27 protein-coding genes are annotated in these 23,332 nt (G+C 40.5%); 16 read left to right on the forward strand and 11 right to left on the reverse strand.

The window, feature by feature from the left end; translation table 11 throughout:
• The first annotated feature begins 12 nt into the window (after nt 1–12).
• Complete coding sequence (locus F902_RS15485) at nt 13–936, forward strand: CysB family HTH-type transcriptional regulator (protein WP_005189937.1); 924 nt, start codon at nt 13–15, stop codon at nt 934–936.
• Between the two features lie 103 nt (nt 937–1,039).
• On the opposite strand, the gene carO is transcribed toward F902_RS15485, so the two are convergent.
• Entirely contained in the window at nt 1,040–1,789 is a 750-nt protein-coding gene (gene carO, locus F902_RS15490; RefSeq protein WP_005204856.1) for an ornithine uptake porin CarO, read from the reverse strand.
• Between the two features lie 297 nt (nt 1,790–2,086).
• On the opposite strand from carO, the gene dapD reads away from it, so the two are divergent.
• The 8 genes from dapD to F902_RS15530 all read left to right on the forward strand — a co-directional run bounded on the left by dapD (nt 2,087) and on the right by F902_RS15530 (nt 7,267).
• The gene (gene dapD / locus F902_RS15495) at nt 2,087–2,908 is read left to right on the forward strand and encodes a 2,3,4,5-tetrahydropyridine-2,6-dicarboxylate N-succinyltransferase (protein ID WP_005204857.1); all 822 of its coding nucleotides are present in this window, start codon (nt 2,087–2,089) and stop codon (nt 2,906–2,908) included.
• A 119-nt stretch (nt 2,909–3,027) separates the two neighbouring features.
• Entirely contained in the window at nt 3,028–3,738 is a 711-nt protein-coding gene (gene queE / locus F902_RS15500; protein ID WP_005204859.1) for a 7-carboxy-7-deazaguanine synthase QueE, read from the forward strand.
• Between the two features lie 77 nt (nt 3,739–3,815).
• The gene (gene queC, locus F902_RS15505; RefSeq protein ID WP_201772399.1) at nt 3,816–4,484 is read left to right on the forward strand and encodes a 7-cyano-7-deazaguanine synthase QueC; all 669 of its coding nucleotides are present in this window, start codon (nt 3,816–3,818) and stop codon (nt 4,482–4,484) included.
• Nucleotides 4,485–4,514: 30 nt separating this feature from the next.
• Complete coding sequence (locus F902_RS15510; RefSeq protein ID WP_004805717.1) at nt 4,515–4,940, forward strand: hypothetical protein; 426 nt, start codon at nt 4,515–4,517, stop codon at nt 4,938–4,940.
• Nucleotides 4,941–5,034: 94 nt separating this feature from the next.
• On the forward strand, nt 5,035–5,721 hold the full coding sequence (locus F902_RS15515) for a Dph6-related ATP pyrophosphatase (protein ID WP_026057506.1): 687 nt from the start codon (nt 5,035–5,037) through the stop codon (nt 5,719–5,721).
• Nucleotides 5,722–5,740: 19 nt separating this feature from the next.
• Nucleotides 5,741–6,202, forward strand: a complete 462-nt coding sequence (locus F902_RS15520) for a peroxiredoxin (RefSeq protein WP_005204862.1) — start codon at nt 5,741–5,743, stop codon at nt 6,200–6,202.
• 121 nt (nt 6,203–6,323) lie between these two features.
• Nucleotides 6,324–6,893 (forward strand): CAP domain-containing protein, encoded by a 570-nt coding sequence (locus F902_RS15525; protein ID WP_005204863.1) that lies wholly within the window; start codon nt 6,324–6,326, stop codon nt 6,891–6,893.
• An 11-nt stretch (nt 6,894–6,904) separates the two neighbouring features.
• A complete protein-coding gene (locus tag F902_RS15530) occupies nt 6,905–7,267 on the forward strand; it encodes a glyoxalase superfamily protein (RefSeq protein WP_005204865.1) in 363 nt (120 codons plus the stop codon).
• 48 nt (nt 7,268–7,315) lie between these two features.
• Here F902_RS15530 and F902_RS15535 read toward each other — a convergent pair whose 3' ends face one another.
• The 3 genes from F902_RS15535 to gstA are packed head-to-tail and all read right to left on the reverse strand — an operon-like array spanning nt 7,316 to nt 8,563.
• A complete protein-coding gene (locus tag F902_RS15535; protein WP_005204867.1) occupies nt 7,316–7,690 on the reverse strand; it encodes a nuclear transport factor 2 family protein in 375 nt (124 codons plus the stop codon).
• 2 nt (nt 7,691–7,692) lie between these two features.
• The gene (locus F902_RS15540) at nt 7,693–7,920 is read right to left on the reverse strand and encodes a tautomerase family protein (protein WP_005204869.1); all 228 of its coding nucleotides are present in this window, start codon (nt 7,918–7,920) and stop codon (nt 7,693–7,695) included.
• A gap of 40 nt (nt 7,921–7,960) precedes the next feature.
• Entirely contained in the window at nt 7,961–8,563 is a 603-nt protein-coding gene (gstA, locus tag F902_RS15545; RefSeq protein ID WP_005204870.1) for a glutathione transferase GstA, read from the reverse strand.
• Nucleotides 8,564–8,660: 97 nt separating this feature from the next.
• Here gstA and F902_RS15550 point away from each other — a divergent pair, with 97 nt between their 5' ends.
• Nucleotides 8,661–9,578, forward strand: a complete 918-nt coding sequence (locus F902_RS15550; protein ID WP_005204872.1) for a LysR family transcriptional regulator — start codon at nt 8,661–8,663, stop codon at nt 9,576–9,578.
• Between the two features lies 1 nt (nt 9,579).
• On the opposite strand, the gene F902_RS15555 is transcribed toward F902_RS15550, so the two are convergent.
• Complete coding sequence (locus tag F902_RS15555) at nt 9,580–10,146, reverse strand: nicotinate-nicotinamide nucleotide adenylyltransferase (protein ID WP_171061086.1); 567 nt, start codon at nt 10,144–10,146, stop codon at nt 9,580–9,582.
• 107 nt (nt 10,147–10,253) lie between these two features.
• On the opposite strand from F902_RS15555, the gene F902_RS15560 reads away from it, so the two are divergent.
• Both F902_RS15560 and F902_RS15565 read left to right on the forward strand, forming a co-directional pair.
• Nucleotides 10,254–11,054 (forward strand): enoyl-CoA hydratase-related protein, encoded by an 801-nt coding sequence (locus F902_RS15560; protein ID WP_005204876.1) that lies wholly within the window; start codon nt 10,254–10,256, stop codon nt 11,052–11,054.
• A gap of 134 nt (nt 11,055–11,188) precedes the next feature.
• A complete protein-coding gene (locus F902_RS15565; protein ID WP_005204877.1) occupies nt 11,189–12,334 on the forward strand; it encodes a glycerate kinase in 1,146 nt (381 codons plus the stop codon).
• Nucleotides 12,335–12,337: 3 nt separating this feature from the next.
• On the opposite strand, the gene F902_RS15570 is transcribed toward F902_RS15565, so the two are convergent.
• From F902_RS15570 to F902_RS15580, 4 genes are all read right to left on the reverse strand, one after another.
• Nucleotides 12,338–12,652 carry a YqfO family protein gene (locus F902_RS15570; protein ID WP_005204878.1) on the reverse strand — a complete coding sequence of 105 codons (315 nt, stop codon included), beginning with the start codon at nt 12,650–12,652 and terminating at the stop codon, nt 12,338–12,340.
• 63 nt (nt 12,653–12,715) lie between these two features.
• Nucleotides 12,716–12,847 carry a KGW motif small protein gene (locus F902_RS23000; RefSeq protein ID WP_252316439.1) on the reverse strand — a complete coding sequence of 44 codons (132 nt, stop codon included), beginning with the start codon at nt 12,845–12,847 and terminating at the stop codon, nt 12,716–12,718.
• A 98-nt stretch (nt 12,848–12,945) separates the two neighbouring features.
• Complete coding sequence (locus tag F902_RS15575; RefSeq protein WP_005204880.1) at nt 12,946–13,431, reverse strand: hypothetical protein; 486 nt, start codon at nt 13,429–13,431, stop codon at nt 12,946–12,948.
• 4 nt (nt 13,432–13,435) lie between these two features.
• Nucleotides 13,436–13,849 (reverse strand): NUDIX hydrolase, encoded by a 414-nt coding sequence (locus F902_RS15580; protein ID WP_005204881.1) that lies wholly within the window; start codon nt 13,847–13,849, stop codon nt 13,436–13,438.
• A 256-nt stretch (nt 13,850–14,105) separates the two neighbouring features.
• Here F902_RS15580 and F902_RS15585 point away from each other — a divergent pair, with 256 nt between their 5' ends.
• Entirely contained in the window at nt 14,106–14,663 is a 558-nt protein-coding gene (locus tag F902_RS15585) for a hypothetical protein (protein WP_005204882.1), read from the forward strand.
• A 61-nt stretch (nt 14,664–14,724) separates the two neighbouring features.
• On the opposite strand, the gene F902_RS15590 is transcribed toward F902_RS15585, so the two are convergent.
• Together F902_RS15590 and purL are read right to left on the reverse strand one after the other, a co-directional pair.
• Nucleotides 14,725–15,930, reverse strand: a complete 1,206-nt coding sequence (locus F902_RS15590) for a multidrug effflux MFS transporter (RefSeq protein ID WP_005204883.1) — start codon at nt 15,928–15,930, stop codon at nt 14,725–14,727.
• A gap of 75 nt (nt 15,931–16,005) precedes the next feature.
• Nucleotides 16,006–19,836 (reverse strand): phosphoribosylformylglycinamidine synthase, encoded by a 3,831-nt coding sequence (purL, locus tag F902_RS15595; protein WP_005204884.1) that lies wholly within the window; start codon nt 19,834–19,836, stop codon nt 16,006–16,008.
• Nucleotides 19,837–20,300: 464 nt separating this feature from the next.
• On the opposite strand from purL, the gene F902_RS15600 reads away from it, so the two are divergent.
• The 3 genes from F902_RS15600 (at nt 20,301) to ruvB (ending at nt 23,323) form a co-directional block, all read left to right on the forward strand.
• Nucleotides 20,301–21,641, forward strand: a complete 1,341-nt coding sequence (locus tag F902_RS15600; protein WP_005204885.1) for a deoxyguanosinetriphosphate triphosphohydrolase — start codon at nt 20,301–20,303, stop codon at nt 21,639–21,641.
• Nucleotides 21,642–21,714: 73 nt separating this feature from the next.
• Entirely contained in the window at nt 21,715–22,317 is a 603-nt protein-coding gene (gene ruvA, locus F902_RS15605) for a Holliday junction branch migration protein RuvA (RefSeq protein WP_005204886.1), read from the forward strand.
• A gap of 7 nt (nt 22,318–22,324) precedes the next feature.
• On the forward strand, nt 22,325–23,323 hold the full coding sequence (gene ruvB / locus F902_RS15610; RefSeq protein WP_005204887.1) for a Holliday junction branch migration DNA helicase RuvB: 999 nt from the start codon (nt 22,325–22,327) through the stop codon (nt 23,321–23,323).
• The last annotated feature ends 9 nt before the right edge of the window (nt 23,324–23,332 follow it).

Consider the following 23,332-nt stretch of genomic DNA (forward strand, 5'->3'; position numbering starts at 1 on the left):
GGAAAAACTTTTATGAACTTCCAACAACTCAGAATTATTCGAGAAACTGTTCGCCAAAACTTTAATTTAACTGAAGCATCTGCGGCACTTTATACCTCCCAATCTGGTGTCAGTAAACACATTAAAGATTTAGAAGATGAATTAGGTGTACAACTTTTTGTACGTAAAGGTAAACGCTTATTAGGCCTCACCGAACCAGGACAATCCTTATTAAGCATTGTAGAGCGCATGTTGGTCGATGCTGACAATATTAAACGTCTAGCCGATGATTTTAATAAAGTGGATGAAGGCACACTGACCATTGCAACCACGCATACTCAGGCACGTTATGTGCTGCCACCGATTGTGAATCAGTTTAAAAAATTATTTCCAAAAGTCCATTTGGTTTTACAACAGGCCAGCCCAGTTGAAATTGCAGAAATGCTGCTACAAGGTGAAGCAGATATTGGTATTGCAACCGAATCATTAACAACAGAAGATAATTTAGCCAGCGTACCTTATTATGAATGGCACCATAGCATAATCACCCCAAAAGACCACCCTCTAGCGAAACTAGATAAAATCAGCTTGGACGTCTTAGCCGAATATCCGTTGATTACCTATCATGGCGGTTTTACAGGCCGTTCTAAAATTGACAAAGCCTTTGAAGATGCACAATTGCATGCCGACATTGTAATGTCAGCCCTCGATGCCGATGTCATCAAAACCTATGTTGAACTGAATATGGGGGTCGGGATTGTCAACGATGTCGCTTATGATGCGGAGCGTGATTATCGTTTACAACAAATTAAAACAGATATATTTGGTGTTAATACCACTTGGATTGCGGTACGAAAAGGGCATCTGCTCCGTGGCTATGGTTATGAATTTATTTCGCTCTGCTCACCAGAAACAGATATTAAAGCACTGAAAAAAGTAGCTTATCCAGAAGAATAAATTATCAAAAAAAACAAAAGGCTCATATGAGCCTTTTGTTTTGCTTATTAAAGCGCATAAAAAAACGAGCATTGAGCTCGTTTTTTTATGCTGAATGCATGGATTAGAACTTGAAGCTCACACCCACTTTTGCAACTGGCATCCACTCATATTTACTTTTGTTTTCAATATTGCGTTCTTCTTTCGCAATTTCATCATTCAAGCTAGCACCGCTACCATTAGTAGCTGTACCACCATTTACGTTTTGTAAAGTTGCTGTTGGATTACCAGTATAGTAAGCACCAACCTCACCAAACACACCAATGTTTTTATACACTTGCGGCGCAATACCAACACCTACATATGGTGCGATATCGTCTTTATAACGCATTTTACCTGCAATATGAACGTCAGAAGTTGCATTAAAATCAGTGTTGTTTACACTGAAGTTGCGACCTTGACCTACACGGCGATCAAGTGCGTAATCATTATCTAAGTAACCTACACCAGTAGCTACGTATAATGAGTTTGCAAACATATTTGCACTTGTACCCCAAGGACGAATCTCAGCATTTAAATAAGCTGTTTTATTGTCCATATCTAGGTCATATTTAGAGCCATTTACTTTAAGATCATCAGACCAAGAAATGTCACCACCATTATAACCAAGGCTTAAGCTCACGTATGGATTGACTCGATATGAAATTGCACCACCGTAGCCTGTAGTACCTACCTCAGCACGAACTGAAACCGGATCTAAGTATGAAGGGAACGCATAAACTGATTCCTTCACCACTTGTTCATCTGCTGCAAATGCAGTACCTGCAATCGCTGTTAATGCACCTGCTGCTAACATAACACGCAAAGCTTTCATTGAAGTCTCCTCAAAAAAACGCTTTTATTTAAATAAATGTATAATTGTTGCTTGTGGAATAAGCATAAAAGAATGATCGCTAACTTTTTATACAGAAACTGATTACTTTTTGTTATTTTTTGATACAAATTCGAATGAATTATGTATTCCTAAATTATAGATAAAAAACAATGGTCTCCATTTTTATTACAGTTTTGTTGCTTAAATTTAAAACAATATATTGTAACTACTTTTTTCAAAGATTCTTGCTGCAAATTAGTGTAAAATCTTCAAAATTTTTTTGGAAGAACGAAGATCATGTCTCAGCTTTCTACAATCATTGAGCAAGCATTTGAAGACCGTGCCAACTATAGCGCAACGGACTGCCCAACAGAAATCCGTCAAGCTGTAGAAGAAGCATTGACTGCTTTAGACAACGGTACACTTCGTGTAGCGGAAAAAATCGATGGTGAGTGGGTTGTTCACCAATGGTTAAAAAAAGCAGTTTTACTGTCATTCAAACTCAATGACAACAAGCCAATTGAAGCTTGTGATCTTCGTTTCTATGACAAAGTAGATACTAAATACGCAGGTTGGACTGAAGAACAGTTCAAAGCTGCGGGTGTACGTGTTGTACCGCCTGCTGTAGCTCGTCGTGGTAGTTTCCAAGCGAAAAATGTGATTTTGATGCCTTCATATGTCAACATCGGTGCTTATGTAGACGAAGGTACGATGGTTGATACATGGGCTACTGTAGGTTCATGTGCGCAAATCGGTAAAAATGTTCACTTATCTGGTGGCGTTGGTATCGGTGGTGTTTTAGAACCATTACAAGCAAACCCAACCATTATTGAAGACAACTGCTTCATCGGTGCACGTTCTGAAATCGTTGAAGGCGTGATTGTTGAAGAAGGTTCTGTCATCTCAATGGGCGTTTTCATTGGTCAATCAACCAAGATCTTCGATCGTGAGACTGGTGAAGTTCATTATGGCCGCGTACCAGCAGGTTCTGTGGTTGTTGCGGGTAGCCTTCCATCTAAATGCGGTACTTACAGCCTTTACGCTGCAATCATCGTGAAAAAAGTAGATGCGAAAACTCGCGCTAAAACCAGCTTGAACGATTTATTACGCGAAGACTAATTTGTAATATTTATTGCGGAACTTGATCGTTCCCCATCTCTACGATCAGTCATGGTCGTAGAGATTTTGTTTTTTATGTAGCATGCTGCTTGTGTAGCAACTGTTTGTGGTAACTGTTTATGGCTTCCTTACGTTCTTCTGCAATTCCTGTCTCCGATCCTGCGGCGGGTTTACGCATCACGGAGATCTTTTACTCTTTGCAAGGCGAAGCGAATACCTTTGGTCTACCGACCGTTTTTATTCGTTTAACAGGTTGCCCTTTACGCTGTAGTTATTGTGATACGACCTACTCCTTTGAAGGTGGTGAGCGTTTATCGCTTGAACAAATTATCGAAACTGCAAGCCAACATAAAACACCCTATATTTGCGTCACAGGCGGCGAGCCACTTGCTCAGCCGAATTGCCTGATTTTATTACAGCGCCTATGTGACCTCGGTTTTGAAGTATCTCTAGAAACCAGTGGTGCCTTAGATGTGTCTAAAGTTGATCCACGTGTTTCCAAAGTACTGGATTTAAAAACACCGACCTCTAAAGAAGATCATCGGAACCTATACAGCAATCTTGACTATTTAACGCCACATGATCAGATTAAATTTGTGATCTGTAATCGTGCGGACTATGAGTGGTCGAAACAACAACTTGAACAATTCCAGTTGCAAGATAAAGTGAGTACAGTATGGTTCTCGCCAGCTTTTGCAGTTGAAAAAGGTGCTGTTGCCCTGCCTGCTTTGGCGCGTGACTTAGCCCAATGGATTTTAGAAGACCATCTCCCTGTTCGTTTCCAATTACAGTTGCATAAGCTGTTATGGAATGATGAATCTGGTCGTTAAAATACTCACCATATCCGTTCTGCAAAATAGATCGGCTTTTCTCAAATTTATTTTTAGGTTGAATCATGGAAAATAATATGCGTTCTCGTGCCATCGTATTATTGTCTGGCGGCTTAGACTCAACAACGTGTCTTGCTTGGGCACAGGCAAATTATGAATGTATCGCCCTAAGCTTTATGTATGGTCAACGTTCGACGACTGAACTTGATGCAGCAAAAGCACTTGCACAACGTGCAGGCGTAGAACACCGTGTCATTAATATTGATTTGGGCAATTTAGGCGGCTCTGCGCTTACAGATCATAACATTGAAGTCCCAGAACAATTACAAGAAGGCATTCCTGTAACTTATGTTCCAGCACGTAACACTATTTTCTTATCTTATGCACTTGCTGCAGCCGAGGTTTTTGACGCTGCTGCCATCGTTATTGGGATCAATGCTGTTGATTATTCAGGATATCCTGACTGTCGCCCTGAATTTATTGATGCTTTTGCCAATTTGGCTCGTCTGGCGACAAAAGCTGGCGTGGAAGGAAAACCCCTTAAAATTGAAACACCTTTGTTACATTTATCCAAAGCGAATATTATACGCTTAGGCATCGAACATGGCGTAGACTATAGTCAAACGGTATCCTGCTATCAGGCAGATGCTCAAGGACGTGCATGTGGCAAATGCGACAGCTGTCGTTTACGTCAACAAGGTTTTATCGAAGCAGGTATTGCGGATCCAACGCGTTACGCTGAATAACCGATATAGGGTAAAAATTAGGTACATTATATGAAGTTTTCTAAATCAAATCTTATTCTTTCTACAATGATGTCAGCTGCAGCATTATTTGCAACGGCAACTCACGCAGCTGATAATCCATTACAAACTGCGTATAAAAGTACCAATGTAAAAGCAGCGTTGGTCAATGTATGTAAAGACCAAACTGCGAAAGGCGGCAAATTAACAGCAGCAGAAGTAACTAAATTCTGTGGTTGTCAAATTGACGCGCAAGGTAAAGTAACTGAAGCACAAAAATGGGAAATCCAAAGCGCAATCAATGCGAAGAAAAGCCCAAGTACTTTAGGTTTTGTACAACAGCAAAATAAAGATTTACAAGCTTGCTTAGGTGCACCGCTTGTGAGCAAGTTAGAAAAGCTCACTGAAGAAGCAATGAAAGCTGCTCAGCAACAGCAGCAACAAGCGCCGAAAAAATAAGCTTATCTTGCTCAGAACAAAGCCTGCATTTATGCAGGCTTTTTTTATCGAGTTTGTTAAAATCTCATTTATTTTGAATCAATTGAATAAGATCATGCAGGATCAATGGAAAAGCAATGCCGAACGACGAAAATCAATCGTCTCTTTTAGTGGTGGCAAAGACAGTTCTCTCGCCCTATATCACGCCATGCAAACAGGCACAGTGATCGGGTTAATTATGATGTTAGAAGAACAAGGACAACGCTCCCGTTCACATGCAATGCCACTCGAAATTATCCGTGCACAAGCAGAGGCCATTGGTTTGCCAGTGTATATGGCATCTTCCAGTTGGGCTGATTATGAAAGTAAATTTATTGCCCTACTCGATCAAGCCAAACAACACGGTGCCGAAGTACTAGTGACCGGTGATCTAGATATGCCTCAACATGGCTGTTGGCATGATCGTGTTACCCAACAAGTGGGATTAAAATTGGGTATGCCACTGTGGTTACGCCCACATAAAGAAGTGGTAGAAGAGTTTATCAATCTGGGATTTAAAAGTGTCATTGTAACGGTCAATCTTAAACTCGGTATGAAAGTGGAAGATCTAGGTAAAATTTTAACCCTAGACTATATTCAGAAATTAGAAAGTCGTGGCATTGACCCATGTGGTGAAGGTGGTGAATTCCACACCACCGTGATTGATGGACCAATTTTTAACAAAGCTATTCCTGTACGTCGTGGCGATATTGTTTATCATGAGGAATATGCTTTTTTACCCCTTAAGCTTGAACAAAATTAATTTTATCGAAGGATAAACAATGTCTGAGAATATTCAATTACCGAATCACACTTTCCCCACCACACAAGGTGAAATCAATTTGGCTGAGACTAGCAGTGAATGGTTGGTACTCTATTTCTATCCTAAAGACTCAACCCCTGGTTGTACTACTCAGGCGGTAGGTTTTTCTTGCTTAAAAGATCAATTTGATGCATTAAACTGCCAAATTATTGGTGTATCACGCGATTCGGTTAAAGCACATCAGAACTTCACTGAAAAACAAGCACTGACAATTGATCTAATCAGTGACAAAGAAGAAGTCCTGTGCAAGCATTTCGATGTGATCAAAGAAAAAAATATGTATGGCAAACAAGTGATGGGCATTGAACGCTCAACGTTTATTTTCCATAACCAGAAATTGGTCAAAAGCTATCGTAAGGTCAAGGCTGCTGGACATGCAGAACAAGTGCTTGAAGACTTAAAAGTATTACAAACCGCATAATCATGTTAAGTAACAAAAAAGCGAGTTAAAGACTCGCTTTTTTTATTCAAGCAAATTGCCCTCAGCTTTGCGATTGACGTATGATAAATAGATTAAAAGAATTAAATTAAAGACATTTAAAATGACTCACCCCAATGCTTTTTTGCCCCTATCCTTGTTATTTTTTCTAGCGGCATGTAACTCCAATGCACCGACGACTTCTCAAGATTCTGCCTCCTTAGTCGCACAAATTCAAAAACCAGCGATCGAAATACGCTGCCAAGACCTACAAAACCCGGCTTATCAACAAGTGCTTCTTGATGCAATTAATGAAATTCGGCAACATCCACGTCAATGTGGTGGACAGCATTTTCCCGCAGTTGCACCACTTAGATGGAACAATCACTTATATCAAAGTGCCTTGGCACATGCCGAAGATATGGCGCAGTACAGTGTGCTTGGACATGTCAGTAGCACAGGTCAAGATTTTAGAACCCGTCTAAAACAAACACAATTTAAAGGTCGAGGCGGTGGTGAAAACGTAGCACGTGGACAAAAAAATTTAAATGATGTGATGGCTACATGGCTTGCCAGTCCAGTGCATTGTCATAATTTAATGCATCCAAAATTTACAGATTATGCGCTAGCCTGTACAGTCGACGCATCAGCCAAGCAAAAGAGTTATTGGACTCAACAGTTTGGTGTTCGCTAAGAGGAATAAGCATGCAATCTGGATCAATTACCCCGATTTTTCGTATTTTTGATATTGAACTTGCGCAAGCATTTTATCTTGAGTATTTGGGCTTCCAATTGGACTGGCAACATACTTTTGGGGATAACTTCCCTGTTTATCTACAGATTTCCAAAGATGATTGTATCATTCATTTATCTGAGCATTTCGGTGATGCCAGCCCGCATAGTGCGATTCGCATTTATTGGGAAAATCTCAGTTTACTTCATGCAGAATTGGATGCAAAAGACTATAAATTTGCAAAGCCTCAAGTAGAGAAAACCGATTGGGAAACATTGGAGCTGAGTATTACCGATCCATTTTCAAATCGAATTATCTTTTGGGAAGATGCTTAAGCAATATAAACTCAAGCAGCTTTCCGTTTAGACTTAAAGGATTTATAGCTATAGAATTTCATATTGAAAAACTTTGCTTATAATTTTCCATTGTTGATGTTCATATATCAATGTTAATGCGTCATAAAAGTATTTTGGCTGAATTGCACATTCAACATGCACAATTGCCAATCGCTCATGAATCAGGTTGATGGAAACCACTTTATCTTGTCTTAGCGCATTTTGAGAAGCGGGTGAAATACGCTTCTCCACAATAGAAAAATAGCTTGCCATCTCCAGTTTTAACAAAGGATGATCCGTTGCATTGATATAAATGGCATCAGGGTGAAATACTTGTTGCAAACGGTTCACATCACAAAAATATAAAGCATCAAAATATTGATGCAGTTGCGAATGGATCGCTGAAATTACATCGTTAACCATAATTACCCCGTCGCCTCATCATTATGGACGAGTTGCTTTCGTCGCAGCATTGATACTGTCTCTCCCGCCACTCCCCAATTATCTGTATTCACCTCATCAATCACCACAAATGTGGTTGCAGGGTCCTTATCCAGTACCCGAACTACAAGCTCTGTCGCCTCCTTAATCAATTGCTGCTTTTGCTGTACTGAAACATTCTCTTTGGTAATTTGAATCAAAATATAAGGCATGATTTTTCTCTTCTAGAATAATTTTATTGAGATCAATACGCTAAGCGGCTTCGACTGCAATCGCATTTTTGACGGTCTCACGATTGGCAACTCGCTGCATAAATTTGGTCAAATGTATGCAATCTGTTAGATCCAATTCAATGAATGCTGCCCAGCGTGTCACCACAAACAGATAAATATCCGCAATCGTAAAATCCGGTCCAGTTAAGTAATGCTGCTCAGCTAATTGCTGATCTATCCATCTATAATGCTTATTTAATATTGAGCTAAATACTGCTTTACGCTGATCAGCATAGCTGTCATGAAAAAAAGGCGTATATGCCTTATGAATTTCTGAGGCAATAAAATTCATCCACGCCAGTACCTGATAACGTTGAGGTGTATTGATTTCTGGTAATAGATCTTTTCGCCCAGCCTGATCCACTAAAAACTGGCTAATCACACTGCCTTCAGATAAAAATGATTCATCATTCAACTGGAGTAAAGGAACTTGCCCTTTGGAATTAAGCTGATAAAAATCGTCGCCTAATACCGTCAAATGCTGCTGTAAATCGACTTTGATCAATTCAAATGGAATTCCAAGCTCTCTTAAAACAATATGCGGGGCTAAAGAACAAGCGTTTGGTGAATAAAATAGTTTCATACAATCACTCCATCACAAGGGATGAAGCTATCTTATTATTTACATTTATGTGCTTAAATAGCATACAACTCAAATCATTTTTTACATGGTGTAATGAATGTCACAGCAACTTAGACGAATGATGTTTAGCAGCGTCGAACTGTTTTGTTTAGTTGCTGAATACGAAAGCTTTTCTAAAGCGGCGCTACATGCAGGTGTTAGTCCAGCGGCTGTGAGTCGTTCAATCGCACGCCTTGAAAAGCATTTAACCCTTCCATTGTTTATCCGAACGACACGCCAAGTCCGTTTAACCCCACAAGGAAAAATCTATTTTGATGAATGTAAACAAGCATTAAATCAAATTCTTGAGGCAGAACAACAATTAAAGAATCAAAATCAGCAACCGACAGGTCTCATCAGACTCAGTGTTCCCACACCTTATGGGCATTATCGAATATTGCCTTTACTGGCAAAATTCTCACAACAATATCCAAAAATTGAAATTGATGTACAACTCACCAATAAAAATGTGGACTTTATAGCAGAAGGGTATGATTTAGCGATTCGTGGCCGGCAATTCGCTGATTCGAATCTGATTGCACGTCAACTTGAACAAGCTGAGTTGATCGTAGTTGCATCACCAGAATATCTAAAGCAATTTGGTACCCCTCAATACCTTGAGGATTTACAGCATCATCAATGTATTCAGTTTGTATTACCTAGCACAGGCAAAAATGTTCCTTGGCTATTCAATCTAAATCGCCAAATTGTAGAATATGTAACGACTGCAAAAATACGTTGTTTGGATGATATCTTAGGCACGGTTACCCTGGCCAAGCATGGTGCAGGTTTATTACAGACCTATCGTTTTATTGTTGAAAAGGAAATCGAAAATCATACGCTTGTTGAAGTATTAACTGAATTTTCTGGTGCATCCCGCCCTTTTTCTTTGGTTTATCCATCTAAAAAACACGAATCTTTTCATCTCCGTGTTTTGATTGATTTCCTGATCAACGAGTTAAAAAACGTCAATTAAATTATTCAATATTACTGCGATCATCCGTCAAATATTTTTTCTGTAATTCAGCGTAGATCGATGACTTTTGAAATTCACTCAGAAACCGGATTGTACCTTCAGGAAAAAATTCAGTTTGAATCTCGCCACGATAATAAGCTTCACGCATTGGCGTAGCTGAAATTGAATCTTTTAAACTATCCAGTTCCACCATCTGCCACTCAGGAAATAAGCGTAAATAATACGAAGATTCATCCTTAAAGTGACCAATCAACCCCACTTTCGCATTGGGTTGAATGACCGCATTGACCAAATCTTTAACTTGTTTAACCCATTTTTCATCGTTATAGACATCGACCACATGGACAAAATGAATTCGCTTTTGATCTTGCTCAGAAAAGTTCGACAAAATCATTTGCTCACGCTCAATCGCCAGAAAAGGATTTTTGATATTCCGTTCAGATTGAGCCGAACCCAAAGCCAAGATCACGTTTTGACTTTGCTGTAATGCAATTTCAATGGTTTGCATATGTGCAAAATGAAATGGCTGGAAGCGTCCAATAAAAACAAGATAGTCAAATGTGTACATAGGCTTAATTTCACTTTTTTGTGAACTCATCAGTTGCGCCATTCTAATAAATATGCGACATAATGAGGGCACTTAAAATCAATCTGGATTAAAGCAAGGATAGTACGATGACACTTAGCTGTATTCAACAACCTCATCAACATTTGCAAGCAAATTTAGAAGATGGCGTACTCACCTTAGCCATTAACCGTTCAGAAGCAAAAAATGCACTCTATGGCGAACTTTATCTTTGGATCGCAAAAGCTTTGGATGAAGCAGATGCGGATAAAGACGTTCGTGTGGTGATCTTCCGTGGTGCAGAACAAGACTTTACCGCGGGTAATGACATGAAAGACTTTATGGGCTTTATCCAAAAGCCACATGAAGGTAAAGCTGGCGATCAACCTCCATTTGTATTGTTAAAAGCTGCTGCACGTTTTTCTAAGCCATTGATCATTGCGGTCAAAGGTGTAGCAATTGGTATTGGTGTAACGCTGCTATTACATGCTGACCTCGTTTTCGCAGATAATACCGCCCTGTTCCAAATTCCATTTGTCAGCCTTGGCCTGTCTCCTGAAGGTGCTGCAAGTCGTTTATTAGTCAAACAAGCGGGCTACCAGAAAGCAGCTGAGTTGCTATTTACTGCGAAGAAGTTTGATGCAGCAACTGCGGTGAAAGCCAATCTGGTAAATGACGTGGTTGAAAATGTCTATGCTACCGCACAGCAAACAGCTCAACATTTAGCTGCATTGCCATTGGCGTCGATCAAACAAAGTAAGGCACTAATGAAGCAAGACTTGGCTGAAATCATTCAGTGTGTTGATGATGAAGCTGAAATCTTTATGCAACGTGTTCGCTCACCTGAAATGATGGAAGCAGTACAAGCCTTTATGCAAAAACGTAAACCTGATTTTTCTCAGTTTAATTAATGCAATAGTCGTTGATTAAACTCAGCCACTTTGTTGCTCAACTTAGTGGCTTTTTTATTTTCGTCATTTATCTAGATATTCAACATCGGACAGACTAAGCTCAAGTTAGATTAAAATTTGATTGCAAAGAATTTATGAAAGTTGTGATTGCCCCTGATTCATTTAAAGATAGCCTATCTGCACACGATATTGCTCAAGCAATTTCTTTAGCTTGGCAACAAGTCTTTCCTGATGCAGAAATCATTCAATGCCCAATGGCAGATGGTGGTGAAGGCTCTATCGTGGCTGTCTTAGAGGTTTGTTCAGGGCAATGGCGTGAGCAAATGGTACAAGGCCCTCTTGGTGAACCTGTACTGGCAAAATGGGGCTGGTTAGATGCTAAAAAGATCGCCATCATTGAAATGGCACAAGCCAGTGGTATTCAACTGCTTCAACCATCACAACGCGATGCATGTCATAGCAGTACATATGGTACTGGACAACTGATTCTCGCTGCATTAGATGCAGGTGCTAAGGAAATCATTCTAACGATTGGCGGCAGTGCAACCAATGATGCAGGTACAGGTTTACTCAATGCATTAGGTGCCAAATTTCTAGATGCAGATCATCAGATATTACCTGCTGGTGGTCTTGCCCTGCAAAACTTAGCTGAAATCAATTTAGATCAGTTTGATCCACGGATTAAACAAACCCAATTCCTATTAGCTGCAGATGTGACCAATCCTTTATGTGGGCCAAATGGTGCTTCACATATTTTTGGACCACAAAAAGGCGCTTCACCTCATCAAGTATTGGAGCTAGATCAAGCCCTCGCCCATTTTGCCGATGTCACAGCACAATCGCTTGGCGTCGATCAACGTAATGAAGCTGGTGCAGGAGCCGCAGGCGGACTTGGTTTTGCTGCTAAAACATTCTTAAAGGCTGAGTTTCGATCTGGAGTTGAAGTCATTGCAGAACTGAATCAACTTGCTGCCAAAATCCAAGGAGCTGATTGGGTGATTACAGGTGAAGGAAAGTTTGATGAACAGACTTTAAACGGCAAAACACCTTTTGGCGTCGCTAAAATTGCACAAGCCGCCAATATCCCTGTGATTGTGATTGCCGGAACACTTGGGCAAAACTATCAAGCTTTATATGAACATGGCATTACGGCTGCATTTTCATTAACCTCAGGCCCAATCAGTCTAGAAGATGCTTGTCATAATGCAGCAGAACTGATTCGCGCACGAACAACAGATATCGCTCGGTTGATTCAAAGCAGTATGCTTAGAAAAGAATAAAGTTTATTGAATATCTAAAATCTGAATAAACTCAAAAGCAGGTTCTTCATAGGGATGACTTGCCTTTAAAGCTTTTGCCACAGCACTGGCCTTTTCTTCAGAGACAATAGTTTCAACTCGCCATTCTTCGAGCTGCTCTAATTCATCTAATTGCCCTAAGAAAGGATTTGCACCTTTTACGGGCTTAAATTGTCCAATGCCTTTGACTTGCCAAGCACAATGTTCGTAATTACCAATACCGCCTGCTCCTGCTTCAAAAACCGCTTGTTTGGTAGCTTCCAGATGAGATTCTGGCACGTAATAAATCAGTTTTAGCATCGTTTAATTAGCTCAAATACACGTAGATCAGACTTCAATCATAACGTTATAAAAGCTGAACAATCAAAGTGAAATATTGATGATGAGATAACTCACGACGATAAAAAGCAATTGGATAAACACAGTTAAGCCAAACCAGAACCAACCCTTATCTTTTGTATGCAATGTTCTTAAATAATTTTCATGTTTCATTATCCGATTTCTCATATTTTGTTCATTTTCAAAATATAAGAAGCAAGAATTGGGCCACTGAAAATTGATCTTGAAGCTTAAAAATGCTGATTATTCATCATTTATTTATTCTTATAGAAATAATTTTTCAAAAAATGCATGGCACTCGGTGAGATCGTGTCAGATAAACCACATTTTTCGCGATCCCACATCAAGTGAGGAAAACAATAACCATAACGTTCTTGTTTATAGATTCGATCATAAATGGTCATGATCTTCACCTCGACACTGTAAAAATCTCCATACAATACATTTCTTTGCGAAAGATCATACTCAATTATGATTTTTACAGACTTTAACTGCTCTAAATTTAAATTATTTTTATCTAAATAGAACATCAGCATTTTTATTAAATTATTCAAAAGATGAATCGAATATTTGGTTTCTAAACTAGACGTTTGATTGAGTAAATCTAATTCGACTCTCATCGTCTTGTACAGTAAACAATCCGAATAAAGAACACCTATACCCCAAAACCCATCATAATCATGGTGGCGATTTGTGATTTTTTCGGCCAATACATAGACAACATTTTTTAATTTTTTCACTAAATTATATTTCTCCTGCAATGTGATTATTTATGAAATTCAATGCCTCTCTGAAAGTTTCATGCCAATGATCATCTGGTTGTTGATCTAAAGAATACCAAAAGAACCTAAAGTCTAAACCACCATCATCCTGACAATGATGTAGCCACGTTTCAGCCAACTCACTCTTTAGCTCACATAAATAGAAATACCAATCTTGCTGATTAAAGCTAAGTATGAGATTGCCCATAAACTTAGAATTAGGCTGAGCAATCAATCCCGATTCTTCAAACAACTCACGAATTGCAGCCTGTTCATATTGCTCATCTTGTTCGATTGTTCCCTTAATTAGTTGAGTCCCAGCAAGCGGATGATGAAAAGCCAGTATTTCTACACCATGATTTTTATGTCTTAAAACCACAGGGACAACTTTTTTCATAACTTTGTCATTTTAAATAAAAGCAACATGAATCAAAAACCATCCTCTATAACATATCAGCGTTCAATAATTAACATCATAGGACAATTTTAACTATTGATCATCTTATGATCTTTTAACCAAGGTTAAAAAAATATATAACCGATCAATCAGGATATATAACGCTCAGTCAAATATCCCATGATTCGCTCAATTAGATTTTAAAGCGAATCAATAAAATTTAAAAAAACTAGAATCCAAAGCAAAGAGTACTTATATGCCTCATAAACCTCTGATGACCTTAATTTTCACTTTTAGTGCGTTAACAAAATCTACTCTTCTCTATGCAAATGAAATAGCACACCTTAAACAAATGGAGTCAAATCCGCATCATTCATCTTCGACACCAAGAAACATGAAACAAATTTATCAAGGTGAACATGGAATATGGTTTCTTTCTAAACATCGTGGCAGAAAAGGAGGATGCGCTGTTACTTATAATTCTGATTTAAGCCAACTCACCCTGTTCGGTCCTACAGAAAAAAGTACTGGAGCATTGGTATTTACAGGCCCTCATATACCAACAACAACCAATAATCAACAACTCGACATTGTGATGCGTACGGATCAATCTGAAACTTTAACTGAGGCAACACTCATTCCTAGCCACACGAAAGGGATCTTACTTGTCCCAGTCACTATGGTACAAACAGCATCTAATCTGGATGATGTTGGTGCAATGGAAATTCTACTGAAAGGGAAAACAATCTACGCATCATCTATTAGCGGTGGTTTCAGGGCACGTGATGCATTAATGAGTTGCATCAAAAGCTAAATATAAAAAGCCATCTCATGATGGCTTTTTATATTTCAGTCCAAAAATAGAACTATAAGATTTAACTTGCTAATTTAGTTAACTGTCGTTTTTCATATATGGTCAGCGCAAATGCCAAACCACATAAAATCACAAAACCACAGGTCATTGGAATTAAAGTTCCGTTATATAACTGACCAATAATAGAGGCGAGAATAAGCGATAATACCGAAGACGATGCACCAATAATTGCAGAAGCCATACCGGCCACATGCCCCATCGGTTCCATTGCAATCGCATTTAGATTGCCAAATAGTGTTCCAAACAATAAGAACAAGATGCAGGCATACAGCATAAACATCCAAAAAGAAATTGTTACGCCAGAAAGTTGAATGATGAGGAACAGCAATGAAATTAAACATAGGCCGAGAAAGCCATAAATACAAATCGGACGCATCCCAAACTTCATGACAATTCTAGAATTGGTAAAAGACGCAATCCCCATCACACCTGCTAATAGCGCAAAATAAGCACTAAACTCCTGCCCTGTTTTACCAAATTGTTGCATAAAAATTTGTTGTGACGTTCCAAGATAGCCAATAAATCCACCAAAACAAAAGCCTGCACACAACAAATAGCTCATGGTAGTTTTATTGCTCACCACTTCCTTAAAACCATCCTTAAAAGCTTGTACTCGCATTGGCAGACGATTCTCAGGCACTAAGGTCTCTTCCAAGCGCAAAGCAACCCATGCTCCAACAGCGATGGCATAGACCATATACAACACAAAAATATCGCGCCAGCCAAAGAAATGGATGATCAACTGTCCCAAGCTCGGTGCAACTGCAGGCGCGACCATAAACACCATCATGATCAGAGACATGATGCGGGCCATTTGGGCACCGCTATATTTATCACGCACAATCGAAATCGAAGCGACATAAGGTCCAGAAACACCTACACCCTGAATAAAACGTCCGACCAAGAACCATTCAAAGCTTTGAGTGGAATAGCACAATAAGCTTCCTAAAAAGTAGATGACAATACCTGTAAATAAAATCCGTTTCCGTCCAATTGCATCGGACAATGGTCCTGCAATCAGTTGCCCGATGGTCATGCCTGAAAAAATACTGATAATGACCCATTGCGCCTGATTACTATTTTGCAAAGTAAAAACACGACCAATTTCACCGAGTGCGGGTAAAACAGCATCAATTGAGAATGAGACGATGGACATCAGTAATGCCATCAGCAGTGCAAATTCGCGGAAATGGATTTTTGATTTCATTTTTCTTGTCCATTGATGATTATTTTATACGGAATGAAATAAGCCACCTGACGGTGGCTTATTTCATGACTTTAATTAACCAATAAATTTACGTGCGTTACGGAACATACGTAACCAAGCACCATCTTCTGCCCAATCTTCAGGCTTCCAAGAATGCTGTAAAGCACGGAAGTTACGTTCTGGATGCGGCATCATCACGGTTGCACGACCATCTTTAGAGGTTAAACCTGTAATCGCCTCAGGTGAACCATTCGGGTTCAATGGATAGTGTTGAGTTGGATTACCCAAACTATCCACATAGCGTAAGATCACTTGGTTCTCAGCATTTAAAGCAGCAATTTGCTGTTCAGTTGCAACCAGACGACCTTCACCATGCGCAACAGCGATTGGTAAAATCGAACCTTGCATATCTTCAAGTAATACAGAAACTGATTTTTCTACACGAACGTTCACGGCACGCGCTTCAAATACTTCTGAAGTGTTACGGTGGAAACGGCCCCAATGCTCTGCACCTGGAATCAGTGGTGCAAGTTGCGACATCATTTGACAACCATTACATACGCCTAAGCTGAATGTATTTTGACGATGGAAGAACTGCTCAAACTGGTCACGTAATTTCGCATTGAACAAGACTGATTTCGCCCAGCCACCACCAGCACCCATCACGTCACCGTATGAGAAACCACCACACGCCACTAAACCTTCGAAGTCGCTCAAGCTGACACGACCTGCTAGTAAGTCACTCATGTGTACGTCAATGGTATTGAAGCCAACTTTGTCAAAAGCAGCGGCCATTTCAACATGACCGTTAACACCCTGCTCACGCAAGATGGCCATATTAGGACGACGTGTATTGATAAACGGCGCTTCAACAGGTTCATTCAAGTCATAAGTTGCTTGTGCAATCAAACCTTTGTGGTTTTTGTCTGCGATTAATGCAAACTCTTGATCAGCAGTCTCAACGTTATCACGTAAGCGTTGGATCTGATGCGATACTTCTGCCCATGCTTGTTGCAATTCAGCACGCTCTAAAGTTAAACCATTCACAGCCAATTGATCGGTTGTATTAACACGACCCACGACTGCAATTGCATCTTTCAGGCTAGATGCTGCAACTTCAACTTCTAACTGTGCCCAATCAGCTGCTGTGATTTGCAGTACAGCACCAATTTCTTCAGCAAATAAACTTTCAGTCTTTTGATTTTCTAATGCAACACCTAAGCGTGAAGCAAACATCATTTCAGCAACAGTCGCCAATAAACCGCCATCACCGATATCATGGTAAGCCTTAATCACACCACGATTGTTCCAGTCTTGAATCAAGGCAAAGAATGCTTTGAAGTCATCAAAACTATCCACATCAGGTGTCACTGAACCAATGGCTTTATACACTTGCGCAAGGATCGAACCACCTAGGCGGAACTGACCTTTAGACAAATCAATACGAACTAATACTGAATCAGCTAAATTTTTCAATTCAGGCGTTAATGTTTTACGAACATCTAGAACTGGTGCGAATGCTGTGATCACACCTGTCATTGGCGAAGTCACGGCCTTGTCTTCACCATCATTCCACGTCGTACGCATTGAAAGTGAATCTTTACCCACTGGAATTGCGATACCTAATGCAGGACACATTTCCATACCAATCGCTTTTACACCTTCAAACAAGGCTTGGTCTTCACCTTTTTGACCTGCCGCTGCCATCCAGTTTGCAGAAAGTTTGATATCACTGATTTGTTCGATGTTGGCACAAGCAATATTGGTGATTGCTTCTGCAACCGCTAAACGTGCAGATGCAGCAGGATTCAATAATGCGACTGGTGGACGTTCACCCATTGCCATTGCTTCACCTGTGAAGCCTTGCAAGCTAGTGGTGGTTACTGCTGCATCTGCAACAGGAACCTGCCAGCGACCCACCATCTGATCACGTGCAACCATACCGGTAATCGAACGGTCGCCAATGGTGATCAAGAATGATTTAGAAGCAACTGTTGGATTTTTCAATACGCGGAAAATCGCATCTTTTAAATCAACTTTCGCAGCATCAAAGTCGTTACCTGTACGCTCAATCGTTTCATACGAACGTTGCATACGCGGTGTACCGCCTAAGATCACCTGCATTGGGATATCGACAGGCTTGTTCTCAAACAAAGGATCTTCAACCGTTAAGTGACGCGCTTCAGTCGCTTCACCAAGTACTGCAAACGGACAACGCTCACGTGCACAAATTTCTTCAAACTGTTCTAAAGACTCTGGGCGAATGGCAAGTACATAACGTTCTTGCGCTTCATTTGACCAGATTTCCATCGGGCTCATACCTGGCTCTAATGATGGAATTTTACGCAGGTTAAGCACAGCACCCAGCTCATGATCATTCACAAGTTCTGGCATGGCGTTAGATACACCACCCGCACCCACATCATGTACAGACACGATTGGGTTAAAGTCTTCTAAGCGCCAGCAGGTATCGATGACTTCTTGGCAACGGCGTTCCATTTCCGGGTTTTCACGTTGCACCGAAGCAAAGTCCAAGCTCTCGCCCATGGTACCGCTGTCTACAGAAGACGCTGCGCCACCGCCAAGACCGATCAACATTGCAGGGCCGCCCAATACAATCAGCAAGTCACCCGGTTGAATCGCATCTTTTTCAACATGGTCAGGACGAATGTTACCGTAACCACCAGCGATCATGATTGGCTTATGGAAGCCTTTCACTTCACCATTGACATTCTGTTCGAAAGTACGGAAATAACCATTTAATGCTGGGCGACCGAATTCGTTGTTAAACGCAGCACCACCCAATGGACCTTCGATCATGATTTGTAATGGCGATGCCATACGTGAAGGTTTACCGTAGTTATCTTCCCAAGGTTGTTCAAAACCAGGAATATTTAAGTTTGAAACCGTAAAGCCAGTTAAACCTGCTTTTGGTTTACCACCACGACCTGTTGCACCTTCATCACGGATTTCACCGCCCGAACCTGTTGCAGCACCTGCAAATGGAGCAATTGCAGTTGGATGGTTGTGTGTTTCAACCTTCATTAAAATATGAGCAGCTTGGCTCTTATATTTATAAACGAAGTGACCATTTTCATCCGCTTTCGGATAAAAACGCATGGTGTCATAACCCACGATCACAGACGCGTTATCTTTATAGGCTGATAACACATCAGTTGGTGATTCTTTATAAGTATTCTTGATCATTTGGAACAATGATAATGGTTGTTTTTCACCATCAATTGTCCATTCAGAACCAAAGATTTTATGACGACAGTGTTCAGAGTTTGCTTGTGCAAACATCATCAACTCGATGTCGTTTGGATTACGACCAAGCTTGGTAAATGCTTCGGTTAAGTAATCAATTTCTTGCTCAGATAAAGCAAAGCCAAACTCATTGTTGGCTTTGACTAGTGCTTCTTTTCCTTGACCCAAGATATCAATTGAGTTCAATGGCTTCGGCGCTGTTTCTGAGAATAGAGCTTTTGCATCATCAATTTGAGCAAAAACACTCTCTGTCATCCGGTCATGTAAGGCCAATTTCACTTCGTTCGAAATCTCTTTCACACCTTTAAGTGTAAATAACAGACCACGCTCTAAACGGTGAATAGGTGTATTACAGTTTTGGAAAATATCGGTTGCTTTAGATGACCACGGCGAGATTGTCCCCACACGCGGTGTCACTAAAATCTGGATTTCATCACTTGCAGCTTGGCGAAGTTCGAAAGATTGACCATCGTTTAAAAGTTGTAATGCCGATTGATGTTGCTGCTCGTTGAGCGCTTGATCAAACAAATAAACCCACTGGCTGTCAAAAGATTGAACAGAACTCATTGACGTTAATCGGTTTAAGAGTTGAGCTTTCTTGAAAGAAGAATGTGCTGATGCACCGGCCACGATAAACATGTTGACTTTGGCTCCACGGGTGGGTCTAACGAACCTACCACAATGTGACTTATGAAAGAGCGCATATTCTACTGTGAAAGGCTCATTTCAGCTAGCTATATCCATCTTAAAAATCAGAGTTTTCTACTGCAAATGGCTTAATTTCTTGTAGCTTTATCTATTTTACTTTATTCGTAACAATTCATTTAGCCTGCTGTATAAATCATATTTCTTGTTTGCAATTCTTCTTTTGTGGAAATACCAAACTAAAAAAAGAATTGCTCATTGCTTGCAAGTGACTCTTTTACCCCACCATCAACACCTTTAAAAGCCATATATGTGAGCAAATAAATGCCTTAAATTATGATTGAATACAAAACTATAAACGACAACATACTGATCCAAGACAACTTATGTCGCCCTACTCTAGTGCTTTAATCTTTTTTTTGGCATGATGATCCTGAACTCGTAGTGAATAATGATGAATGGAACAAATGCGTTGGGTAGAATTGCTTTCTGCAATTCGTTTAGGTAGTAAAAAAAGTAGTACTGAATTGGCTCGAAGCCCATTCCACAAAGATTATGACAGAATTATATTTTCTCAAAGTTTCCGTCAATTAAATAGAAAAACACAGGTTCACCCACTGACTCAACATGATGGGATTCATACCCGCCTCACACACTCGCTAGAAGTGTCTTGTATTGGGCGTTCACTCGGCATGTTGGCCGCAGAAAAAATCAAAGATGAATTACCGATGTGGATCTCCCCAGCAGATGTGGGTGCGATTATCCAAGCAGCCTGTCTGGCACATGATATTGGTAATCCACCTTTTGGTCATGCTGGCGAATATGCGATTCGTGAATGGTTTGATGATGCATCGCATCGTGACTTCTTGACCAGACTTACACCTGAAGAAGCAGCCGATGTACGCCAGTTTGAAGGCAATGCACAAGGACTTCGCCTACTCAGCCGTATTGATTACCATCCCGATGATGGTGGTATGCGCTTAACCTGTGCAACACTCGGTGCTTACTTAAAATATCCGTGGTTATCTAAAACCATCGAAGAACAAGGTGATATGCCCTCACATCAACGGGCAAAGTTTGGTTGCTATCAATCTGAAAAAGAAATTTTAAAACAGCTGGCAGAACAACTCGGTCTGATTCAGCTTGGTGACTATCACTATTGCCGTCATCCACTGACCTATTTATTAGAAGCTGCCGATGATATTTGTTATGCGCTAATCGACTTAGAAGATGGCATCATTCTCAATATGCTCAACTATGCCGAAGTTGAACCGATTTTTCTAAATCTGATTGCCGATTATGGTTATCCAGAAGAACTCCATTTACCACATACCACTTGGCAGCAAAAAATTGCAGCTTTACGCGGTCGTGTGATGAAGCGCTTAGTCGATGAGGTGACCACGGCTTTTGCCAAACATCATTATGAGATTTTAACCGGTCAGCTCAAAGGCAGCCTATTACAATATTGCTCACCGGATATTGAAGCAGGCATTCAAACGGCAAAAAATCTGGCCAGAGACCGTATTTTTGAGCATCCTCAAAAATCTGGCTTAGAAATTATTGCCCATCAAAGTCTACAAACGATTTTGGACGCTTTTATCCCATTGACCATGCCGCATAAGACCTTAAGCTTCAAAGAACAGCGGTTGATGTCAATTTTGCAACATTCAGGGGTAAATCTGCAAAACAACCACTATAATAATATTATGCAAGTTCTCGATATTATTAGTAAGTTTTCGGATCATCAGGCTTATAGCTTGGCGCAAGAGCTGCAAGGCAATAAGATAGGGTTCTTTTAGCCACTAGATGAGTTGGCACCCTTGCCTTTTATACCCAAACTAAATTGTTTTTAAAAATAGTGAAATTTAACTCATGATCGGATGTTTAATTGGCGAAGTGTTTGCCCTAGAAGCCCCAACCGTATTACTCAATGTAAATGGCGTTGGCTATGAAATTGACACACCACTTTCGACATTTTGCCAATTACAAAAGGGACAGAAAGTCACTTTATGGACGCATTTGGTTGTTCGTGAAGATGCTCAGCAACTGTATGGCTTTAGCGATGCTCAGGAAAAAACCATTTTCCGTACCCTACTCAAAGTGAATGGCGTTGGCCCCAAAATGGCTTTGGGCATTCTATCGACATTAAGTGTTGAACTGCTCATCCACACAATTGAACATGATGATATTAATACGCTAATTAAAGTTCCGGGTGTAGGCAAAAAAACTGCTGAACGATTAATGATTGAATTACGCGATCGTTTCAAAGCCTTAGCACATTCAACTGGCAGTACGACAAATGCTGCTGCTCAAATTCAATTTATGGCAAATTCACCAGTTGCCGAAGCTGAAGCTGCTTTGCAATCCTTAGGTTATAAACCAGCAGAAGCACAAAAAGCAGTGGCAGCAGTTAAAGCAGAATATACTGAATCTGCTGACATTATCCGTGCTGCGCTTAAATCCATGATGAAGTAATAGATATATGCAAGATCGTCTTATTAGCGGAACAGAAAAACCTGAAGATCATTTTGATCGTGCCATTCGTCCGACCTCATTGGCTGACTATATTGGTCAGCCTGTGGTTCGTGAGCAAATGGAAATCTTCATTGGTGCAGCGCGTGGTCGTGGTGAAGCCCTAGATCATACTTTGATCTTTGGCCCTCCAGGTTTAGGGAAAACCACGTTGGCGAATATTATCGCAAGAGAAATGGGCGGTAATTTAAAATCAACTTCTGGCCCTGTATTAGAACGTGCTGGTGATTTAGCTGCCATGCTGACCAATCTGGAAGAAGGTGATGTGCTATTTATTGACGAGATTCATCGTCTTTCACCCGTGATCGAAGAGATTCTCTATCCAGCCATGGAAGACTATCAACTCGATATTATGATTGGTGAAGGCCCTGCTGCTCGTTCAATCAAGCTCGATCTACCCGCCTTCACTTTAGTTGCTGCCACAACACGTGCAGGTCTACTCACCTCTCCGTTACGTGACCGTTTTGGGATTGTACAGCGTTTAGAGTTCTATTCAGTTGAAGACCTGACCCATATCGTGACGCGTTCAGCTAACTTGATGGATGTCCCGATTACCAAAGAAGGCTCAACAGAGATTGCCCGTCGTGCCCGCGGCACCCCACGTATTGCCAACCGTTTATTACGTCGTGTGCGTGATTATGCGCAAGTGAAAGGTACAGGCGAAGTGACTCAAGATATGGCACAACGTGCTTTAGACATGCTTAATGTCGATAAAGCTGGTTTAGATACACTCGATCGTCGTTATCTCAGTATGTTATTGGAACGTTTTGAAGGCAGACCAACAGGTGTGGAAGCTTTGGCCGCAGCCATGGCTGAAGATAGTGGAACGCTTGAAGATGTGATTGAACCCTATTTAATCCAGCAAGGTTATGTGATGCGTACTGCACGTGGCCGTATTGCAACCAATATGGCGTATTTACAATTTGGGATGACGCCACCTGAGTCATAGTCGGATAAA

The sequence above is a fragment of the Acinetobacter higginsii genome (genome assembly GCF_000369525.1).
Taxonomy (GTDB): Bacteria; Pseudomonadota; Gammaproteobacteria; order Pseudomonadales; family Moraxellaceae; genus Acinetobacter; species Acinetobacter higginsii.

Excerpts from the sequence above, each read along its gene's own strand:
- F902_RS15485 (WP_005189937.1), top strand. The coding sequence starts at position 13 with ATGAACTTCCAACAACTCAGAATTATTCGAGAAACTGTTCGCCAAAAC.
- carO (WP_005204856.1), bottom strand. The coding sequence starts at position 1,789 with ATGAAAGCTTTGCGTGTTATGTTAGCAGCAGGTGCATTAACAGCGATT.
- dapD (WP_005204857.1), top strand. The coding sequence starts at position 2,087 with ATGTCTCAGCTTTCTACAATCATTGAGCAAGCATTTGAAGACCGTGCC.
- queE (WP_005204859.1), top strand. The coding sequence starts at position 3,028 with ATGGCTTCCTTACGTTCTTCTGCAATTCCTGTCTCCGATCCTGCGGCG.
- queC (WP_201772399.1), top strand. The coding sequence starts at position 3,816 with ATGCGTTCTCGTGCCATCGTATTATTGTCTGGCGGCTTAGACTCAACA.
- F902_RS15510 (WP_004805717.1), top strand. The coding sequence starts at position 4,515 with ATGAAGTTTTCTAAATCAAATCTTATTCTTTCTACAATGATGTCAGCT.
- F902_RS15515 (WP_026057506.1), top strand. The coding sequence starts at position 5,035 with ATGCAGGATCAATGGAAAAGCAATGCCGAACGACGAAAATCAATCGTC.
- F902_RS15520 (WP_005204862.1), top strand. The coding sequence starts at position 5,741 with ATGTCTGAGAATATTCAATTACCGAATCACACTTTCCCCACCACACAA.
- F902_RS15525 (WP_005204863.1), top strand. The coding sequence starts at position 6,324 with ATGACTCACCCCAATGCTTTTTTGCCCCTATCCTTGTTATTTTTTCTA.
- F902_RS15530 (WP_005204865.1), top strand. The coding sequence starts at position 6,905 with ATGCAATCTGGATCAATTACCCCGATTTTTCGTATTTTTGATATTGAA.
- F902_RS15535 (WP_005204867.1), bottom strand. The coding sequence starts at position 7,690 with ATGGTTAACGATGTAATTTCAGCGATCCATTCGCAACTGCATCAATAT.
- F902_RS15540 (WP_005204869.1), bottom strand. The coding sequence starts at position 7,920 with ATGCCTTATATTTTGATTCAAATTACCAAAGAGAATGTTTCAGTACAG.
- gstA (WP_005204870.1), bottom strand. The coding sequence starts at position 8,563 with ATGAAACTATTTTATTCACCAAACGCTTGTTCTTTAGCCCCGCATATT.
- F902_RS15550 (WP_005204872.1), top strand. The coding sequence starts at position 8,661 with ATGTCACAGCAACTTAGACGAATGATGTTTAGCAGCGTCGAACTGTTT.
- F902_RS15555 (WP_171061086.1), bottom strand. The coding sequence starts at position 10,146 with ATGTACACATTTGACTATCTTGTTTTTATTGGACGCTTCCAGCCATTT.
- F902_RS15560 (WP_005204876.1), top strand. The coding sequence starts at position 10,254 with ATGACACTTAGCTGTATTCAACAACCTCATCAACATTTGCAAGCAAAT.
- F902_RS15565 (WP_005204877.1), top strand. The coding sequence starts at position 11,189 with ATGAAAGTTGTGATTGCCCCTGATTCATTTAAAGATAGCCTATCTGCA.
- F902_RS15570 (WP_005204878.1), bottom strand. The coding sequence starts at position 12,652 with ATGCTAAAACTGATTTATTACGTGCCAGAATCTCATCTGGAAGCTACC.
- F902_RS15580 (WP_005204881.1), bottom strand. The coding sequence starts at position 13,849 with ATGAAAAAAGTTGTCCCTGTGGTTTTAAGACATAAAAATCATGGTGTA.
- F902_RS15585 (WP_005204882.1), top strand. The coding sequence starts at position 14,106 with ATGCCTCATAAACCTCTGATGACCTTAATTTTCACTTTTAGTGCGTTA.
- F902_RS15590 (WP_005204883.1), bottom strand. The coding sequence starts at position 15,930 with ATGAAATCAAAAATCCATTTCCGCGAATTTGCACTGCTGATGGCATTA.
- purL (WP_005204884.1), bottom strand. The coding sequence starts at position 19,836 with ATGTTTATCGTGGCCGGTGCATCAGCACATTCTTCTTTCAAGAAAGCT.
- F902_RS15600 (WP_005204885.1), top strand. The coding sequence starts at position 20,301 with ATGGAACAAATGCGTTGGGTAGAATTGCTTTCTGCAATTCGTTTAGGT.
- ruvA (WP_005204886.1), top strand. The coding sequence starts at position 21,715 with ATGATCGGATGTTTAATTGGCGAAGTGTTTGCCCTAGAAGCCCCAACC.
- ruvB (WP_005204887.1), top strand. The coding sequence starts at position 22,325 with ATGCAAGATCGTCTTATTAGCGGAACAGAAAAACCTGAAGATCATTTT.